Source organism: Sphingomonas albertensis (genome assembly GCF_014358075.1).
GTDB classification, from domain to species: Bacteria; Pseudomonadota; Alphaproteobacteria; order Sphingomonadales; family Sphingomonadaceae; genus Sphingomonas; species Sphingomonas albertensis.
Window position 1 is genome coordinate 16,536 of record NZ_JACONT010000032.1, and the last position, 16,574, is coordinate 33,109.

Sequence of the window (16,574 nt, forward strand, 5' to 3'; positions counted from 1 at the left end):
CTCCTCACGGGGCGGCCTTTTTTTTACTTGATACGATAACGATATTAGCGGAACCGTGGTGCGCCGTAGTCTTCGCGTCAGTTCCACATGCGCGAATAGCGGCGGCCGAGACTTGTCAGCAGTTCGTATTGCGACATCCCCGATAACGCAGCCGCTTCGGGCAAGGCGAAGTCGAGCGTGACCCATGCTCCTTCGGAAGCCGCCGGCATCTTGGTCACGTCGATCGCCACGAGGTCCATCGATACGCGGCCGATCACGGGCATCGCGATGCCGCCCTTCGATGCGGTTCCGCAGTTCGAGAATCCACGGAAATAGCCGTCGGCATAGCCCAGGTTGACGATCGCCACCTCGGTGTCGGCGGGCGCGGTCCAGGTTGCGTTGTAGCCGACCGTTTGACCGGCGCTGACCTGGCGACGCTGAAGGATCTGTGCTTCGAGCGTCACCGTCGGCCGGATCACTGCAGCCAGATCCGCGCGCGGGATGCCGCCGTAAAGCGCCAGGCCCGGGCGGGTCAGGTCAAACGCATACCCGTTGAGCGCGATGCCGGCGGAGTTGGCGAGGCTCAGGCGTCGTGCTGATGTCGTGCCCGCCAGTGCGGCGAAGCGGTCGCGTTGCACCGCGTTCATCGGCACATCCTCGTCCGCGCACGCCAAGTGGCTCATCAGTGTCTCGATCGCGAAGCCGTCGAGCAGGCCGTCGGCGATGTCGTCCGCCGACACGCCGAGGCGGTTCATGCCGGTGTCGACCATCACGTCGCACGGGCCGCCGCCTGCGGCTTTCCAGCGCGCGACCTGAATCGACGTATTGAGGACCGGGCGGGCGAAGCCTGCGGTGGCCGCGGGCATGTCTTCCTCGCGAACGCCGTGGAGGACGGACACCGTCAGGCCCAATGGGGCGAGTTCGGCGGCTTCCTGCCAGTTCGAGACGAAAAAGTCGCGGCAGCCGGCGTCGGCGAGGCGGCGGGCGACCTCGATCGCGCCGAGGCCATAGCCGTTCGCCTTGACCGCCGCGCCGCATGCCGCGGTGCCGCTCAGGCGGTCGAGCGTGCGCCAGTTCTGGACGAGGGCGTCGCCGTCGAGGCGCAGGCGAAGGGGGGCGGGAATGTCGATCACCCGGCGCGGGATAGTGAACCGGGCCCGGCGCGTCGATGATCTTTCACCCGGCAGGCCCCGGCTTGGCCCCGATCCACCGGGCGTGTCGCTCGGTCTAGCCGATCTCTACACGCCCGACCGGGACCAGCAGGCGGCGGCCGCCATCGTCGAGCGGCGCGACGCGGACACCGAACACGCCGGCGAGCGTGTCCGCGGTCATCACTTCGGCGACCGGACCGAACGCAACGATACGACCCTCGGCGATCAGCAGCGCGTCGTGCGCCGCGCGCTGCGCCTGGACGAGGTCGTGGAGGACGATCGCGACCCCTGCCCCGCCGGCCGCGTAGGCGCGCAGACGGGCGAGCAGGTCGATCTGGTGCGAGGGGTCGAGGCTGGCGAGCGGTTCGTCGGCGAGTAGCCAGCGGGGCTCCCCTGCGAACACGCGCGCGAGCAGGACGCGGGCGCGCTCGCCGCCGGAGAGTTCGCCGACCGGGCGATCGGCGAGGTGCGTGGTTTCGGTGTCGTGCATGGCGCGGTCGACGGCCGCGCGATCTTCGGGCGAAGAAGCGGCATGCGCGCCGAGGTGTGGCAGGCGGCCGAGCGCAACGACGTCGCGGGCGATGATGTTCCAGTGGACGGTCGCGTCCTGCGGGAGATAGCCGATCGCGCGGGCGCGCGCGCGCGGGTCCATCGTCGCGACGTCCTGCGTGTCGAGCCGGACACTGCCCGCGCTACGATCGGCGAGCGCCGCGGCGGCCTTGACGAGCGTGCTCTTGCCGGCGCCGTTGGGGCCGAGGATTGCGGTGACGCGGCCGGGGCGGAGATGCGCGGAAACGTCGTGAAGGACGGTGCGCTTGCCCAGCTTCACCCGCAGCGCGTCGACGATCAGATCCATGCTCGACCTCGTTCCTTGACCAGCAATCCCAGGAAGAACGGCGCGCCGATCAGCGCCATCGCGACGCCAAGCCGGACTTCGCCTGCGCCGGGGGCGAGGCGGACCAGGCTGTCGGCAGCGAGCACGAGGGCCGCACCGCCGAGCGCCGAGGGCAGCAGCAGGGCGCTCGGGCGGTGGCCGAAGATCGGGCGCAGCAAATGCGGGACGACGAGGCCGACGAAGCCGATCACGCCGGTTACCGCGACGCCTGCGCCGACCACGAGGCCGGTGCCGAGCACTACCAGCCACCGGGTACGGCTCATCCGTATGCCGAGCGACCGCGCCGCCGTCTCGCCTAGCGAGAGCGCATCGAGCGGGCGGCCGGTGAGCATCAGCAGGACCGCACCGAGCAGCATCGGCGGCAGGGCGAGCTTTATGTCGTCCCAGCCGCGATCAGTGAGCGCACCCATGATCCAGTCGATCACCTCGGCGACCGCATAGGGGTTGGGCGCGATCGAGATCAGGAATGCGGTCAGCGCACCGGCGAGGCTGGCGAGCACGGTGCCGGCGAGGATGAAGGTGATCGCGCTCGGCGACCGCCATGTCAGCGCGGCGAGCAACGCGACCGCGCCCCCTGCCCCGAGCATCGCGGCGGCGAAGATCGCGGGTCCCGAACCGGCCCCGAAGATGATCGCAGCGACCGCGCCGAGTGCTGCGACCGACGACACCCCGACGATCGCGGGGTCGGCGAGGGGGTTGCGGAGATAGCCTTGCAGGACCGCGCCCGACAGCCCGAGCGTCGCGCCGAGTGCGAGCCCGAGCACCGCGCGAGGCAGGCGGAGTTCGAGGATGATCCACCAGCGCGGGTCGCTCGAGAACCAGGCGTCGAGCGGTGCCCAGACTTTTCCGCAGCCGAGCGACAGGCCGAACAGGAGGACGACCAGCAGGCCGAGGGTGATGAGTTTGGGCGTGCGGGTCATCCCGCCATCTCCTCATCTGCGCGCGCTCTACACATAGCCACTTCCCCGGCGAAGGCCGGGGCCCAGTTAGGGGACGATCGTAATTGTGGGCGGAACTCCATTACGCCGGCCTTGCCAACTGGGCCCCGGCCTTCGCCGGGGAGGTGGCCAGGGATAGGTTTCCCGATACTCGAACCTCGCATTACAGCCCCGCCCTTATCGCGGCGAGGCGTTCGAGGGCGGGCGGAATGGTCGGGCCGCCGCAGTTGATCAGGACGCGCGGGAAGACGGCTTGCGGCGTGGTCGGCAGCAGGCGGCGGCGCAGCACGGTGCCGCGGCTGGCGCGTTCGGGGGCGATCACGATGGCCGGCGGCTGCGTCACGATCGTCTCGGCCGAGAGCGTGCCGGTATGTGTCAGGCCATAGCTCGCGGCGGCGTTGCGGAAGCCGACGCGGGTCATCATCTCGTTCAGCAACGTGCTCCCCCCGGTCGCGAGATCGCCGCTGATATAGAGCAACGCGCTTGGCGACGGTTCATCTTTCCGGCTCCAGCGGGTCAACGCGCGGTCAATATCGGCATTGATCCGCGCGCCACCCGCGGGCGCACCGACCGCGTCGGCAATCTGCTTTACCTGCGCCTTGCTCTCCGCGATCGAGTCCGGAATGCCCAGCAGCAGCGTCTTCAGCCCGGCGCGGGCGTAGACCGCCTGGGTCGCCGGCGGGGTGTAGGTGCTGGCGATGACGAGATCGGGGCGGAGCGCGATCACCTCCTCGGCGGTCCCGGCGATGCCGCGAAACTGCCGCGCGACGGCGAGCGGGATCGAGGTCGCCGACGGGTCCTGCGAATAATGGCTGATCCCCGCGATCCGCGATGCGGGCAGGATCCGGACCAGCACCGAATCCACGCACGGATTGGTCGAGACTATCCCCCCGCCGCCGCCCGCGCCGGGGGATTGCGCGCAGCCCCCGAGCAGGAGCGCGAAGAGGATCGCCCCGCGCCTCACTTCAGCCGCAACCGCACGCCGCCATACGCCGCGCGACCGTAATTGCCGTAACCCGCGACCGTCTCGTACCGCGCGTCGGTCAGGTTATCGACGCGGCCGTACAGCGCGATCCGGTCGTTGATCGGCATTTCGGCGCGGATGCCCGCCAGCGCATAGCCGTCGAGCCGCACGGTGTTGCCGGCGTCGTCGAAGCTGTCGCCGACCAGCGACACCGTGCCGCCGACCGAGAGCCCAAGCGCGAACCGGTAATCGGCGTTGACGCTGGCAGTCTGCTTCGGGCGACGCGCGAGGTCATTGCCGAAATTGGCGCCGATCGCGCGGTTCTCGGTGTGGATATAGCTGTAGTTCGCGGTCAGCGTCAGCGCATCGACAGGGCGCAGCGCGAGCGTAAACTCGACGCCGTCCGCTTCGGCACGCGCGACATTGTCGTACACGCCGAACGGGCGGTCGACGCAGATCGAACCGGCCGTCGCCTGCTCCGTCGGGCTGCAATTGCGGAAGTCGATTTGGTTGCGCGTGCGGCGATTGAAATACGTCACACCCGCGCGAACCCGGTCGCCGAGAAACGCCTGCTCGATGCCGATATCGAAGTTCCGTGCGGTCTCGGGGTCGAGGTCGCGGTTCCCGTAGGCAGAGAAGAGCTGATAAAGGGTCGGGGCCTTGAAACCTTCGCCATAGCTGGCGCGCACGGTGGTGCCGGTGCGCAACGCCAGTGTCGCGTTCGCGCCGAACGTCGTGTGGCTGCCGAAATCTTCATGGTCGTCGTTGCGCACGCCGCCGGTGATCGTGAGGATGTCGAGCGGCTTGGCGATCAGCTGGCCATAGACGCTGGTGATGCCGGTATCCGCGAAGGTGAAGCCGTCGTTGAAGCGGCTGTTCTCGCGCTCGACGCCCGCGACGACGCGGATCTCGTCGAGCGGACGGAAATCGCCCTGATATTCATAGCGTTCGCTGCGACCGCGGCCGATGAACGACACGTCGCCGCCGGGCTGCGAGAAATTGTCGCGGTTGATGTCGGCGATCGTGAACGCGACGCGGTTGTTGAACCGGCCGTCGGCGAAGTTCGCGTGCAAGCCGGCATAGCCGTAGAGTTCCTGCGTGGTCCCATAGGCAAGGCTGTCCGCGACCACGAAGGTTTCCGGATCGAAACCATCGTCGATCTCGACCTTGCTGTCCGCGAAATAGCCGCGCAGATCGAGACCGATCCCCGGCGCGAACTCGACGCCCACCCGTCCGGTCGCGCCATATTGGCGATAGCCGTCGCGCTCGGTGCCGCTGGCCGCGGACGAAATGCCGTCGGTCTTCAGATAGCCGCCGGTCAGCGATCCCGACACCGGGCCAGACTTGCCAGACACGCCTGCGCTCGCGAACATGCTGTCGGCATAGCCATATTCGGCGTTGGCGCGCGGCTGCACGCCTTCGGCCGGTGCAGCGGTGATGATGTTGACGACGCCGCCGATCGCCTGGCTGCCCCATGGCACCGAGTTCGGCCCGCGCAACACTTCGATCCGCTCGACCGAACTCGACAGCAGGTTGCCGAAATCGAAGCCGCCGCCGGTCGAGGCCGGATCGTTGACGCGCACCCCGTCGATCACGACCAGGGTCTGGTCGGACTCGGCACCGCGGATCCGCACGCCGGTCAGCGCGCCGAGCGTGCCGTTGCGCGTGACGGTGACGCCGGGCGTGGTGGCGAGCAGATCGGATACGACGACGGTCTGGCGGCGCTCGATCTCGGCGCGGTCGATCACGGTCACCGCCTGACCGATCTCGCTCGCTGGCTGTGCGACGCGGCTCGCGGTGACGACGAGTTCGGGGGCGTCGGTATCGGGCATGTCCTGGGCATAGGCCGGCGATGCGATCGCCGCGGCGCTCAGGAGAAGGAAGAATTTCGTCATGGGGCACGTCCTGGCAGAACCGCCCACGACCATTCGGGAGCGGCAGACGTCTCTCACTCGAGGAAACCCGGTTGGACCGGAGCACTCGTCCGCGCCGGACACCCGCCCGCGCAGTGGATCGACCGTGAGAGGCAGGTCTCCTGGCTTCCGGGTCACCGCCTCCACCCCGCCTTCCCAGGTCGGAACCCAGTGGCATAATCGGGGTGGCCGCTATCCGGTCACAGTTGCGGGTACAGCGTCGGTCTTGCGGATTTGGATCGTGACGACCCGGCCCGCGCACCGACTTCCCTTTTGATCCCGTCGCCGGGAACCCTTCCACGGGGTTGGCATTAGTCGCGCGTAGTGCACGGGTCAACGCGGGGGTGCCCATCGCTAATCCTCCCCCGCCAGGGGGAAGTGGCTGGCACTTGCCAGACGGAGGGGGAGGTAAGCGACGAACTATCCTTCCGTATCCTCCCCCTCCGTCGCCTTCGGCACCCCCCCTTGCGGGGTAGGATCAGATATCACCGCCCGCCGTAGCGCAGCCCGATCCAGATCGTCCGCGGGGTCGCGCGTTCGACGATGTTGGCACCGCTGATCCCCGCCTCGACGCGTTCGTCGAACAGGTTCTCGCCGCGCAGTTCGGCAACCAGCGAGCGCATGATCGGCAGCGCCGCGTACGCGTCGAGCGTCGTCGCGGCCTCAAGCACCCGCGTATTCTGGTCGTCGTCGAACTGCCGCCCGATATGCCGCACGGTCAGCGACAGCGCCGCTGCGTCCTGCCGCCAGTCGACTGTTCCCGACACCTGGTCGCGCGGGGTCTGCGCCGGCCGCAAGCCGTCCAAAGCGGCGGTGATCCCCGAACCCTCGACCTTCGAGTTCGTGTGCGACCACGATGCTTGCACGCCCAGCGGACCCGGTCGATACGACGCATCCAGTTCGAAGCCATGCGCGCGGATCGCATCGAGATTCTGGCGGACTCGGTAGGTGGCGACCCCCGGCAGCACCTGCGGCGGGTTGGTCGTCGTGACATTGGCAATCGCGTTCTTCAGCCGGTTGTAGAAATAGGTCGCGGCGATGCTCACCCCGGGCGCCGGCGTCAGCGTGACGCCACCCTCGACCCCAGTCAGCCGCTCCGGCGACAGTACCGCATTCGCCGCGGTCGCGTCGTTGCCGACGCGGAACGGCCGATACAGTTCGTTGAGCGTCGGCAGGCGCCACCCGCGATACCCGGCCGCGCGCAGCGTGATCGCCTCGATCGGCTGGTATGCCACGCCTGCCCGCCCGGTCGCCTCGCTGCCGTCGCGGTCCGCATAGCGCAGATCGGTCAGCGCCGCGCCGGTCGCCAGCGGGCGCTCGGACAGATAGCCGCCATCGATCGACCACCAGTCGACCCGTCCTCCAAGACTGAGCGTGAAGTCGCCTGCGACGAGGCTCCCATCGGCGAACACGCCGGTCGTCGTCGTACTCCCGCCAGCCTCGCGCCGTCGCGTGGGCGCTGCGTTGACGAACGTATAGAGTTCCTGCGTCTTGCCGCTCACGTCGCGGATATCGGCTCCCAACCTGAGCGTGATGCTCTCGCCTAGCGGCGGCGCGATCTCGATCCGCCCGCCGAGCCCGGTGGCCGGCGTATTATACTGGTTCAGCGACTGGATCGCGGTCGTGCGCGCGGCATTGATGCTGTTGAAGCTGCTCGCGAACGCGCGCGTCTGCAGATACGCCAGCGCCGAATAGCCCCACGCGCCGCGCCCGATCAGCCGGATGCTCGCATCAGCCCCCTCGCTTGTGTTGGCGGTGCAGTCGCTTCCGCGGTCGCGCGTGTCGGTGAACGCGCTCGCATTCATCTGCAATTCGGTCTTCGCGCCGATCCCGACGACGGTCCGCAGCGCACCCGAAGTCTGCTCATAGGGGGCGGCGCGATCCACGATCCCGCGGCTTTCCTCGACGGTCGGCGTAAAGCCATCGCCGCGCGCATACGCGCCCGACAGGGTCGCGAACCCCGCCCCGCGCACCAGCGCCGCAGAGCCCTGGGCGTCGACCGAATCGCGGCTGCCATAGGCGACGCCGCCCTGGAACGGCGTCAGTTGATCGGGCGTCGCGCTTTCCAGCTCGACCGTCCCGGCCAGAGCGCCCGGCCCCTGATATCCGCTGCCACCACCGCGCGTTACGCGGATGCGGCCGAGCCGCCCCGTCGCATAGGCCGGAAACGCGACCCAGCCGCCGAACGGATCCGCCTGCGGCACCCCGTCGAAGATCAGCAGCGCGCGACTGGAGGCATTGCCGCCGATCCCGCGCAGCGAAATGCCCTGGCTGGTCGGGTTGGCACTGCGCGAGTCCGACCGGCGGAACTGCTGCAGTCCGGCGACGTCGGCAAGCACGCTCTCTAGCCGATTGCTCGCATTCGCCTGGATCCGGTCGCGATCGATCGTGACGATATCATAGGCGCGATCGCCGGGCGCATCCGCCAGCCCGCGCCCGGTGACGACGATGTCGGGCGCAGGCTCGGTCGGGACCGCGGTCGATTGGGCGAGGACGCTTCCTGAGGAGAACAGGATACAGGCGAGCGCGGACAGCGGAGTGCGAATCATCGGCCCCGCATGACAGCTTTTCCCCTCGCCTGAAAAGCCGGACGGAGGATGCTCGGGAATATATCGCCGACGGGCCAGCGACCGCGCGCATTGGGCCAGCGCCAAGACGCCCTATATTGGCGGAAACCCCATCGATGCGAGCGTTCGATATCGGTGGAGGCCTGCGTTCACGCTGATGGGACATACCATGACCGAGTATAAGAAGACCGACGAGGCGATCGCCAAGCTCACCCCCGAGCAGTTCCACGTGACGCAGCAGAGCGGCACCGAACGGCCGGGAACGGGCGAATATCTGAACACCCGCGAACCCGGCCTGTACGTCGATATCGTCTCCGGCGAGCCGTTGTTCGCGTCCGCCGACAAGTTCGATTCGCATTGCGGCTGGCCCAGCTTCACCCGGCCGATCTCGCCGGTCCACGTGACCGAACTGCACGATCGCAGCCACGGCATGGTCCGTACCGAAATCCGCTCGGCCGGCGCCGACAGCCATCTCGGCCATGTGTTCGAGGACGGCCCGCGGGACCAGGGGGGCTTGCGCTACTGCATCAACTCCGCCTCGCTTCGGTTCGTGCCGCGCGACGAGATGGAGGCGCAGGGCTATGCCGACTATCTCGACCAGGTCGACGCGGCGGGCTGACGGTACGGCTGACGGTACTGGGGCATGAAACGGGACGGCACGCATCAGTGATGCCGTCCCGACTATGGCGGAGAAGTTGGGGGCGCCGAAGTCCGCAGGGTCCGAATGATTGGGGTACGACCGCGGCATCAAGCCTATCTCCGAGCCCCGCCGCGCGCCCGGTCCCAAAGGATCCTCATGCCGAACGCTGTTCGTCAGAACCAAAAGTCACCGCGACCCCCGCGCGGTAACAGGGCGATGCGACCGACCCCATAACGTTAAAAACCCCGCTAGCCAAAAGGGCTAGCGGGGTTTTCAATGGTGGGCGTGGCAAGGATTGAACTTGCGACCCCTGCGATGTCAACACAGTGCTCTACCACTGAGCTACACGCCCGCCGGAGGGCTCCACTAGCCGCGGTTATCGCGGCGTGCAAGCGCTCAATGCACGCCGGACATATTATCCATCTCGAACAGGCGATCGACCTCCGCGACCAGGTCGCGCAGGTGGAACGGCTTGGACAAGACGCGGGCGTGCGGCATCGCCCGGCCCGCCTTCAGCGTCACCGCCGCAAAGCCCGTGATGAACATCACGCGCAGGTCCGCGCACATCTCACCAGCCTTTTGCGCCAACTCGATCCCGTCCATCTCGGGCATCACGATATCGGTCAGCAGCAGGTCAAATTTTTCGGTTTCGAGCAATGGAATCGCCGCCGTTCCGCGATCGACCGCCGTCACGTCGTAGCCGGAGCGCTCAAGCGCACGCGTCAAATACTCGCGCATCACCTGATCGTCTTCGGCCAGCAGAATTCGCAACATCGATCTAACGCCCCGTTTTCACTCATACATTAAGCCCTCGCCCTACGCGCAAAGCGGTTAATATTTCCAGTTCATTGACCATGAAGCGCGACGGGGAGACCGGGTTGCGCGGGAGGTCGATTGCCCCGATGGCTGCGCGGCCCTAGCGTAGGGCGATGCCCCCCTCTCCCTTCGAACGCCTCGGCGCGATGCCGCCGATCAGCCCGGTGGTGCTGTCGGTGCCGCATGCCGGTCGGGAGTATCCACCGGCGCTGAAGACCGCGCTTCGCGTGCCGCTCGCAGCACTGCTGCCGCTCGAAGACCGCCTAGTCGACGCGGTCGCGCGCGCCGCACGGACGAACCAGACGACGATCGTCCAGACGCGAGCGCGCGCGTGGATCGACCTCAACCGGGGCGAAGACGAACGCGATCCGCTGCTCGACGAGGGCGCCGCGTCGGTGGCACCGGCACAGCAGTCCGCCAAGCTGCGCAGCGGGCTGGGGCTGGTGCCACGGCGCGTGTCGGGCGCGGGCGATCTCTGGGCGCGGCGGTTCACCGATGCCGACGTCACCGCCCGCATCGCGCAAGATCATCGCCCCTATCATGCGGCGATCTCCAGTGCGCTTCAGGCGGCAAAGACGCAGTTCGGCGTGGCGGTGCTGCTCGATCTGCACTCGATGCCGCCGCTCGGCCCCGGTGGTACGCGGATCGTGCTGGGCGATCGATTCGGGCACGCCGCAGCGGCGCGGTTCGTGACGCGGGTCGAGACCGAATGCACCGCGCGGGGCTTCTCGACCGCGATCAACACCCCCTATGCCGGCGGGCACATCCTCGAACGGCACGCCCGTCCGGGTGCGAACATCCATGCGGTCCAGCTCGAACTCGACCGCACACTCTATCTCGATCGCAAACTCCATGCACCGGGCGCCGGCTTTGCCCGGGTCGTCGATCTGGTGCGCGCCATCCTGGCCGCGCTCACAGACGAGGCGCTATCGCTTCCGCTGGCACAAGCCGCGGAATAGGCGCTACGCAACGAGCGCGTCGAGCAACTCCTCGATTCGGTTGGCCCGTTCGATCGGATCTGCGATGCTCTCGCCGGCGATCCAGCGACCGTTCTTCTCGACCAGGTCGCCCACGGGTTTCGCGGTCCGTCGGTCATAAGGCGTGAGCGCAATCGCGGCAGGCCCGGCGTCGATCCGCCGGATATCCGCCGCCCGCGCCAGGGTACGGATTCGCGCGACCTGGAGAAGACGTCGCGCCTGATCGGGCATCGCACCGAAACGATCGTCGAGTTCAGCCTCGAACTGATCGAGCGCGGCGACACCGTCCAGTCGCGCGAGCCGGGCGTACAGCGCCAGTCGCACTTCGGTCTCTGGGATCCACTCTTCGGGCAGGCATCCGCCGAGTTCCAGATGCAGTTCCGGGATCCAGTCGTCGACCAGCGTATCCCCGTCTCGCTCGAGCCGCGCCTTGCGCAGCGCCCTGCCGAACAGATGCTGGTACAGATCGATGCCGATCAGCTTCATGTGGCCGGCCTGCGCCTCGCCGACGAGATCGCCTGCTCCGCGAAGGTCGAGGTCGCGCGCGCTGATCGCAAAGCCCGCGCCGAGCCGGTCGAACGCCTGCAAGGTCCGCAGGCGCTTCAACGTAGCCTCGGCGATCGTCGCGTCGCCATCGGTCAGCAGCATCACCTGCCCGCGCCGCCCGCTGCGCCCCACCCGTCCACGCAACTGATGAAGCTGCGACAGGCCGAACCGATCGGCGTGGTGGACGATCATCGTGTTGGCGCGCGGCACGTCGAGCCCCGCCTCGATGATGTTGGTTGCGAGCAGGATGTCGCCGTCGCCCGCCGCGAACGAGACCATCGCCTCGTCGATCTCCACCGCCGGCATCTTGCCATGCGCCTGGACGAGCCCGAGTTCGGGAACGAGCTTGGCAAGCCGCGCGGCCAGCGGCGCCATGTCATCGATCCGCGGGACGACGACGAAGCTCTGTCCGCCGCGCGCGCGTTCGCGACGCAGCGCAGCACGGACGGTGGCGTCGTCAAAATTCGCCACTGCAGTTCGGATTGGCTGGCGGCGCGCAGGCGGCGTCGCGATCACCGAAAGCCCCTGCAACCCGATCATAGCCGATTGCAGCGTCCGCGGGATCGGCGTCGCGCTGAGCGTCAGGACGTGGCCCGCACCCAGCGCATGCAGCTTCGCCTTGTCGGCCGCACCGAAGCGCTGCTCCTCGTCGATCACAACAAGCGCGAGGTCCTTGTAGGCGACGCCCTTGCCGGCGATCGCCCCGGTACCGATCACGACCTGGATCGATCCGTCGGCAAGCCCCGCCTTGACCCGCGCCTTCTCAGCCGTGCTCGACAGACGCGACAGCCCCGCGACGACGATGCCGCTTCCCTCGAACCGGCGCGCGAAGGTCTCGATATGCTGGCGGACGAGGACCGTCGTCGGCGCGGCGATCGCGACCTGGCGTCCTGCCAGCGCAACCGCGGCGGCGGCACGCAGCGCGACCTCGGTCTTGCCATAGCCGACATCGCCGATCACCAGCCGGTCCATCGGCTTGCCGCTCGCCAGATCGGCAAGCGTCGTCGTGATCGCGCGGGCCTGGTCCGGTGTCTCGGTAAAGGCGAACCCGGCGGCGAATCGCTCATACGCAGCCCGGTCCGGCACGATCGGATCGGTGGTCCGCGCCCCGCGCTCGGCGGCGATCGCGGCGAGATCGCGCGCGCTCTCGGCAATCGCCGAATCGATCGCGCCACGTCGCTTCTGCCACGACGATCCGTCCAGCGCGTCGAGCGTCACGGCGTCCACCTCGGCTCCGTAGCGCCAAATCCGGTCGGCCTCCGCGACGGGCACCAGACGACGTCCGCCCTTGGCATATTCCAGGACGATCGCGTCGCCATCCGTTCCCGGCAGCATCTCCAGGCCGCGCACGACGCCGATGCCGAACTCCTCATGGACGATCACGTCGCCGCACCGCAGTTCGCTCGCCAGCGCGGCGATCGCCCCCGCCCCGCTGCCCGAAATCTCGTCTGTGCGGGCACGCCCACCCAACAGGTCTGCGCCGGCGACTATCGTCATGCCATCGATGACGAACCCACGGTCGATCGGGGCGGCCAGCATCATCGCGCTGCCGGGCTTTGCCGCATGCGCTTCGGACCAGCGTTCGACCTGCGCAAAGGCGATCTTTGCCGCCCGTTCGAGCCTGGGTTGCAGGAACCGCAGGTCGCGCGGTGAGCCGACGATCAATAGTCGCCCATCGGCAAGCACCTCCTCTGCAAACCGCGCGAACGCACGCGCCGGATCGCGCCGCTCCACGAAACGCGGCGGTTGCGCATCGTCGCCTGCGATCTCCAGCACGCCGCGCTCGGCCATTGCCGCCTGCCACGCCTTGTCGTCGACCAGATCGGCGCCAGCTTTGCGGCGCGGCAGGCCGTCTGCCGCGATTCCGAGGAACCGCGTCCGGCGGCGCTCTGCGCCTTCGTCCAGCGCGATCGCGGCACGTGGCAGATGCGCGAGAACGGAGACGCCATCGTCGACCGACGGCTCGGTCGCACGGCCGATCTCGACGCGATCGATATCGCCCTCGCTAAGCTGCGACACCGGATCGTAGTCGCGAAGCCCGGTGATGACGCCATCGGCGAACTCGATCCGCACGGGATGCTCGCGATCCGCCGGGAAGACGTCGATCACGCCGCCGCGCAGCGCGATCTCGCCCGGCTCGTCGACGCGGTCGTCGACTATATACCCTATCTCCGCCGCGATATCAGCAAAGGCATCGACGTCGATCGTATCGCCGACCGCAAGCCGCGGTGGTGCCGCATCGAACATTGCCGGCGCTGGATACCGTACCGCAGTCGCCTCCGCCGTCGTTACAAGCAGGATCGGATGCGCGTTGCCTTCCGTCGCCGCCCGCAGCTGGCGCAGGGCCGCGACCCGGCGGCCGACATTGGCGGGCGATGCAGGCGCATCGTCCCCTGGCAACGCGTCGCTCGATGGCAGGTGCACCACCAGCGCATCCGGCGCGAACGCCGCCGCGATTCCGGCAATCTCCGTCGCGCGCTGATCGTCGGCGGCAACGCATATCACGTCGCCCTTCTCCAATCCCTCGACAACCGCGACCGCTACTGGTCCCGCGGCAAGAGGGCTGACACGCTCGCTGACGACCTGCTGACTGACCTGAAGCATCGATACGCATCCTTCTTTAGACGCTCAACGAGAGCCCCAAGATTCGTGTTCCGGCGATGCTATCCTGGATCAGGACGTTCGTTCGTTTGCAGCGATGAAGGACACGGCGTACCGAAAGGCGCGCACGTGCCGCGCTACTCCTCGCCGATAAGCGTCAGCACATCGCCGATGATGCGCGTCATCGCGATCCGTGCGGCATCGGGATCGCGCGCGACGATCGCATCGGCCACGGCCGCATGATCGCCGATGTTGGCAGACCGGCCCTTGATGCGGTTGGTGAACCGGATCGAGGTGCGCAGCGCCGTAGACACCACCGACTGGAATTGCGCGTAGAAGGGATTCTTCGACGCCCGCAGGATTGCCATATGGAACGCGATATCCGCCTCGAGCGGATCGGTCAGTCCGGCCTCCCCCGCCTCCATCTGCTCCAGCCCGGCCCGGATCGTCAGGAAATCGGCAGCGTCGCCGAACCGTGCCGCCAAGGCAGCGGCCTCCGGTTCGATCGCCACTCGCAACTGATTGAAATGCCGGAGCAGATCGACCGAGAATTTACGCTCCAGCGTCCAGCGCAGGACGTCGGTATCGAACAGGTTCCAGGCACTTGCCGGCTGCACGATGGTGCCCTGTCGCGGGCGGGCGCTGACCAAGCCCTTTGCGGTCAGCATCTTGACCGCTTCGCGCGTCACCGATCGGCTCACGCCGTGCGTCTTGGCGATCTCCGCCTCGGTCGGGAACGGACGATGTTCGTAGCGCCCCGTGACGATCGCGCGGCCAAGCGTATCGAGCATCCCGTGCGTAAGGTTACGCCCCAACGCGGTTACCGGCGGACCACTCTCGCTTTCTGTCATATCGATCGCCATCGGCAAGGTTCTGACGCAAGCGTGCGATACTGTCACCCGTCAAAAGGTCTAAAATACGTGTTGCGCGATCGTGCATGACAAACATTCCGTAATTGTCATATAAACCGGGCAGTTCGATCGTCGCCACCGCGCGCGAGCGATCCTATTGCGGCACAGGCAACGAGCCCGAGGGTGATGAGATGGGCGATTTTATTGCAGTCGATTGGGGCACGACCAACAGGCGCGCGTTCCGGATCGAGGACGGCAGCGTCGTCGCGTCCGAGCGGGACGATCGCGGCGCGGCCAATGTCGCTGCGGAAGACTATGAGGCGGAGGTCGCCGGCATCCGCGCGCGGCTCGGCGACCTGCCGATGCTGCTCGCCGGGATGGTCGGATCGAACATCGGCTGGCGCAGCGTGCCGTATGTCGCGGCGCCCGCGGGTCTTGGCGAGATCGCCGCGGGGCTCGACCGGATCGACGACCGCACCGCGATCGTGCCGGGGCTGTCGTACCGCTACGGGCTGCATGCCGACGTGATGCGCGGCGAAGAGGTGCAGCTGCTCGGTGCAGTCGCCGCCGGGCTGGTGCCCGCCGACGCGATGCTCTGCCAACCCGGTACGCATTGCAAATGGGCGACCGTCGAGGGCGGCGCGATCACCCGCTTCACGACTGCGATGACGGGCGAACTCTTCGCGCTGCTCCGCGCGCACGGCGTGCTGTCGCGACAGCTCGGCCACCCGGTCGAACTGGGCTCCGCGTTTCTCGAAGGCGTCGCCGAGGGGGCGCGGCGCGATCTCGCCGCCAGCCTGTTCGCGATCCGGGCGCGCGGCGTGCTCGGGATTGCCGATGACGCGCACGCAGCCTCGTTCGCGAGCGGGTTGCTGATCGGTGCGGACACCACCGCGAGGATCGAGCCGGGTGCCGCGGTGCATATCCTTGCCGACCCCGCGCTGGGTGCGCTCTATGCCGGCGCGATCGATGCGCTGGGCGGCACCTCGCACCATATCGACAGCCAGGCCGCATTCGTGGCCGGCATCACCCGCATCCAGGATCTTGCAGCATGACTTCCCCCACCACGCACCGCCAAGCGTTCGACGACGCCTTCGCGAAATGCCCGTTGATCGCGATCCTGCGCGGTGTGAAGCCCGATGAGGTCGAGGCGATCGGCGAGGCGCTGGTCGAGGCGGGCTTCACGATCCTCGAAGTGCCGATGAACTCGCCCGACCCGCTCGATAGCATCGCCCGGCTGGCGCGCACGCTGAAAGGTCGCGCGGTCGTCGGTGCGGGCACGGTGCTGCGCGTCGAGGATGTGGCGGCGGTCGGCGCGGCGGGTGGCACGCTGATCATTGCCCCCAACGCGAACGTACGGGTGATCGCGGCGGCGGCCGAGCGCGGTTATGTCGCCCTCCCCGGCATCGCGACCCCGACCGAAGCATTCGCAGCGCTGGAAGCGGGTGCCGCGGCGCTGAAGCTGTTCCCCGCCGAGGCGGCGAGCCCGGCGGTGCTGAAGGCGATGCGCGCCGTCCTGCCCAAGGACACGCGCGTGCTACCCGTCGGTGGGGTGGTGCCGGAGATCATGGCCGAGTGGCGCAAGGCGGGTGCGGCGGGTTTCGGTCTGGGCTCCGCGTTGTATGCGCCGGGGATGACCGCGGCCGATGTCGGCGCGCGGGCGCGCGGATTTATCGACGCGTTGCAGGCGTAATCAAAGGGTTACCAGAGCTGGCCCCGGCCGTCGGAGGGGCGCC

Annotated in this window: 13 protein-coding genes, 1 tRNA gene and 1 riboswitch; of the genes, 4 read left to right on the forward strand and 10 right to left on the reverse strand. The window is 68.0% G+C overall.

Annotation, left to right across the window (positions count from 1 at the left end):
- Positions 1 to 77: 77 nt before the first annotated feature.
- From alr to H8S47_RS13945, 6 genes are all read right to left on the reverse strand, one after another.
- A complete protein-coding gene (gene alr / locus H8S47_RS13920; RefSeq protein WP_187504459.1) occupies positions 78 to 1,103 on the reverse strand; it encodes an alanine racemase in 1,026 nt (341 codons plus the stop codon).
- 103 nt (positions 1,104 to 1,206) lie between these two features.
- Positions 1,207 to 1,986, reverse strand: coding sequence for an ABC transporter ATP-binding protein (locus tag H8S47_RS13925; protein ID WP_187504433.1), 780 nt, complete (start codon positions 1,984 to 1,986; stop codon positions 1,207 to 1,209).
- Complete coding sequence (locus H8S47_RS13930) at positions 1,977 to 2,945, reverse strand: FecCD family ABC transporter permease (RefSeq protein ID WP_187504434.1); 969 nt, start codon at positions 2,943 to 2,945, stop codon at positions 1,977 to 1,979. The genes H8S47_RS13925 and H8S47_RS13930 overlap by 10 nt, the downstream gene beginning before the upstream one ends.
- 181 nt (positions 2,946 to 3,126) lie before the next feature.
- On the reverse strand, positions 3,127 to 3,927 hold the full coding sequence (locus H8S47_RS13935) for an ABC transporter substrate-binding protein (protein ID WP_187504435.1): 801 nt from the start codon (positions 3,925 to 3,927) through the stop codon (positions 3,127 to 3,129).
- A complete protein-coding gene (locus H8S47_RS13940) occupies positions 3,924 to 5,822 on the reverse strand; it encodes a TonB-dependent receptor plug domain-containing protein (protein ID WP_187504436.1) in 1,899 nt (632 codons plus the stop codon). The genes H8S47_RS13935 and H8S47_RS13940 overlap by 4 nt, the downstream gene beginning before the upstream one ends.
- Positions 5,823 to 5,935: 113 nt before the next feature.
- Positions 5,936 to 6,153: riboswitch (cobalamin riboswitch) on the reverse strand.
- Positions 6,154 to 6,325: 172 nt separating this feature from the next.
- Positions 6,326 to 8,389 (reverse strand): TonB-dependent receptor, encoded by a 2,064-nt coding sequence (locus tag H8S47_RS13945; protein WP_187504437.1) that lies wholly within the window; start codon positions 8,387 to 8,389, stop codon positions 6,326 to 6,328.
- A 187-nt stretch (positions 8,390 to 8,576) separates the two neighbouring features.
- Between H8S47_RS13945 and msrB the strand changes: the two genes are divergently transcribed.
- Entirely contained in the window at positions 8,577 to 9,026 is a 450-nt protein-coding gene (gene msrB / locus H8S47_RS13950) for a peptide-methionine (R)-S-oxide reductase MsrB (RefSeq protein ID WP_187504438.1), read from the forward strand.
- Positions 9,027 to 9,324: 298 nt separating this feature from the next.
- On the opposite strand, the gene H8S47_RS13955 is transcribed toward msrB, so the two are convergent.
- Positions 9,325 to 9,399 (reverse strand) — tRNA-Val (locus tag H8S47_RS13955).
- 44 nt (positions 9,400 to 9,443) lie between these two features.
- Entirely contained in the window at positions 9,444 to 9,821 is a 378-nt protein-coding gene (cpdR, locus tag H8S47_RS13960) for a cell cycle two-component system response regulator CpdR (RefSeq protein ID WP_187504439.1), read from the reverse strand.
- A gap of 155 nt (positions 9,822 to 9,976) precedes the next feature.
- Here cpdR and H8S47_RS13965 point away from each other — a divergent pair, with 155 nt between their 5' ends.
- Positions 9,977 to 10,822 (forward strand): N-formylglutamate amidohydrolase, encoded by an 846-nt coding sequence (locus H8S47_RS13965; protein ID WP_187504440.1) that lies wholly within the window; start codon positions 9,977 to 9,979, stop codon positions 10,820 to 10,822.
- A gap of 3 nt (positions 10,823 to 10,825) precedes the next feature.
- Here the strand turns inward: H8S47_RS13965 and H8S47_RS13970 are convergent, their stop codons facing one another.
- The gene (locus tag H8S47_RS13970; protein WP_187504441.1) at positions 10,826 to 13,990 is read right to left on the reverse strand and encodes a TRCF domain-containing protein; all 3,165 of its coding nucleotides are present in this window, start codon (positions 13,988 to 13,990) and stop codon (positions 10,826 to 10,828) included.
- A gap of 134 nt (positions 13,991 to 14,124) precedes the next feature.
- Complete coding sequence (locus H8S47_RS13975; protein ID WP_187504442.1) at positions 14,125 to 14,838, reverse strand: FadR/GntR family transcriptional regulator; 714 nt, start codon at positions 14,836 to 14,838, stop codon at positions 14,125 to 14,127.
- Positions 14,839 to 15,029: 191 nt separating this feature from the next.
- On the opposite strand from H8S47_RS13975, the gene H8S47_RS13980 reads away from it, so the two are divergent.
- Together H8S47_RS13980 and H8S47_RS13985 are read left to right on the forward strand one after the other, a co-directional pair.
- Positions 15,030 to 15,893, forward strand: a complete 864-nt coding sequence (locus H8S47_RS13980; RefSeq protein WP_187504460.1) for a 2-dehydro-3-deoxygalactonokinase — start codon at positions 15,030 to 15,032, stop codon at positions 15,891 to 15,893.
- Positions 15,890 to 16,531, forward strand: a complete 642-nt coding sequence (locus H8S47_RS13985) for a 2-dehydro-3-deoxy-6-phosphogalactonate aldolase (protein WP_187504443.1) — start codon at positions 15,890 to 15,892, stop codon at positions 16,529 to 16,531. Before H8S47_RS13980 ends, H8S47_RS13985 begins: the two co-directional genes overlap by 4 nt.
- Positions 16,532 to 16,574 lie beyond the last annotated feature (43 nt).

Bases quoted from the DNA above. Each gene is read 5' to 3' on its own strand.
- msrB (WP_187504438.1), top strand. From the start codon at position 8,577: ATGACCGAGTATAAGAAGACCGACGAGGCGATCGCCAAGCTCACCCCC.
- H8S47_RS13975 (WP_187504442.1), bottom strand. From the start codon at position 14,838: ATGACAGAAAGCGAGAGTGGTCCGCCGGTAACCGCGTTGGGGCGTAAC.
- H8S47_RS13930 (WP_187504434.1), bottom strand. From the start codon at position 2,945: ATGACCCGCACGCCCAAACTCATCACCCTCGGCCTGCTGGTCGTCCTC.
- H8S47_RS13965 (WP_187504440.1), top strand. From the start codon at position 9,977: ATGCCCCCCTCTCCCTTCGAACGCCTCGGCGCGATGCCGCCGATCAGC.
- H8S47_RS13945 (WP_187504437.1), bottom strand. From the start codon at position 8,389: ATGATTCGCACTCCGCTGTCCGCGCTCGCCTGTATCCTGTTCTCCTCA.
- H8S47_RS13980 (WP_187504460.1), top strand. From the start codon at position 15,030: ATGGGCGATTTTATTGCAGTCGATTGGGGCACGACCAACAGGCGCGCG.
- H8S47_RS13925 (WP_187504433.1), bottom strand. From the start codon at position 1,986: ATGGATCTGATCGTCGACGCGCTGCGGGTGAAGCTGGGCAAGCGCACC.
- H8S47_RS13985 (WP_187504443.1), top strand. From the start codon at position 15,890: ATGACTTCCCCCACCACGCACCGCCAAGCGTTCGACGACGCCTTCGCG.
- H8S47_RS13940 (WP_187504436.1), bottom strand. From the start codon at position 5,822: ATGACGAAATTCTTCCTTCTCCTGAGCGCCGCGGCGATCGCATCGCCG.
- H8S47_RS13970 (WP_187504441.1), bottom strand. From the start codon at position 13,990: ATGCTTCAGGTCAGTCAGCAGGTCGTCAGCGAGCGTGTCAGCCCTCTT.
- cpdR (WP_187504439.1), bottom strand. From the start codon at position 9,821: ATGTTGCGAATTCTGCTGGCCGAAGACGATCAGGTGATGCGCGAGTAT.